This is a genomic window from Sulfitobacter sp., from assembly GCF_041552635.1.
Lineage (GTDB): Bacteria > Pseudomonadota > Alphaproteobacteria > Rhodobacterales > Rhodobacteraceae > Sulfitobacter.
The window spans coordinates 1-1377 of record NZ_JBFEKM010000368.1 but is presented as its reverse complement, the minus strand read 5'-3'; the positions used below and the strand labels follow the sequence as shown (position 1 = coordinate 1377).

At 53.7% G+C, this 1377-nt stretch carries 1 protein-coding gene; it reads left to right on the top strand.

The genetic code is table 11. The features are described from left to right. Window positions 1-317: 317 nt before the first annotated feature. Window positions 318-1169 carry a hypothetical protein gene (locus ABYT07_RS21140; protein WP_372993957.1) on the top strand — a complete coding sequence of 284 codons (852 nt, stop codon included), beginning with the start codon at window positions 318-320 and terminating at the stop codon, window positions 1167-1169. Window positions 1170-1377: the final 208 nt, after the last annotated feature.

The window sequence follows — 1377 nt, the reverse complement described above, 5'->3', positions numbered from 1 at the left end:
GTCTGAATAGGAGACTTCGGTGCAAACCGCAGTGAATGAATGTTTCCCGCCACTCGCGAACGCTGCCGCTTCCCGCCCGACCTGCATGTTCTCCCTCGGCGGGAGGGTCACAAGACATGGGTCCGCTCTGGTCTGGGACCGGCCATCCGGTTGGTCGCGCCGAAGCATGCAAGGTCAAGATTTGCGTGCCGCACCGCCGCAAGTCCGGTTTGAGCCCAAGCCTACCAGATTGCCGCAGTATGGCGAACGTCTGGTCATGGTACGAACTTCTAAACCAACAGTAACAAAATCTGAATTTAAGGTGCTAGAGTATAACCATGATTTTTGGTGACATTTCTGGTCAACTTCGCAAATGGCAGGAAGAAGCCCGTGTACGGCGTGCGGCTGATGCTCCCTACCGCGAACGAAGACTCTATCTCGAAATCGTAGAGCGTTGGACAGGCGTTTTTCGTGAAGCAGCTGACGAGGTCGGGACAGGCAGAAGTCCTTGCGACTATGAACCATGGGAGAAAGCGATTGCCGAAGTTGGAACGCGACATGGGTTCGACCCAGACACCTTCATCAGTTCGCGTGCGCTTGCCTTCATTGCAGACGTGTCGATGCCAGCTTGGCCCGAACCCAGGCGCGATCTAATTGAGTTTGCTTTGGTGGTTCTGGAAACCGACGTGATGTTGTTTCGAACCGGCTATGCAAAGCGGCATTTGATCAAGAGACTTCAACAAGCGCCTTTAACGCAACAAGACATTGCTCGGCTGGACGTTATGTTGCGGCGGGCCGTGACCGGCGGTACTGGCCGCGAAGAATACCGTGCTTGGTGCAGGCTTGCCGCTTATTTCGTGGATCAAGGGTATCTGGGTGACCTGCCAGCTTGGTTGTATCCGCAGGCCAAGGGCGCCTACTTAAACTATAGTATGGCTGACGGTCGTTTGGCGCAGAAATTTTCGAATGCAGGATTTTCAGAGGCAGAAATGCGGAAGCTAATTGGTGGTGTCTTTGGCGCGTCCAGCCACGCAGTTTCTTGGCCCAACTTTTCTGAGATCGTAAAAGTTGATGGCAGTTTCAACACTCCTGAACAGCGAGTTAAACGCAACGCATGGCGAATGCTTGACCAAATTATTCGACGCGTCCCCAGTTTGGAAAGAGACATTGCAGTCTTCCCAATGCCTTAGTCTGCATTACAGCCAACCAGCTTCCAAACCCGCCATTCGCGCAACTGCAGCGAAAGAGCGGTTCGTCCCGCATTGCAGACCTTCACCCGCCGAAAATGCTGCAAGATCTACAAATGGCCGGTCTGGTGAAGCTGCACCGCAGCGCTCGTCCACGAGGCGTACGTAAGGTTAGGGCCGTTCAATGCAACGAATATGAGCTCCAAAATTT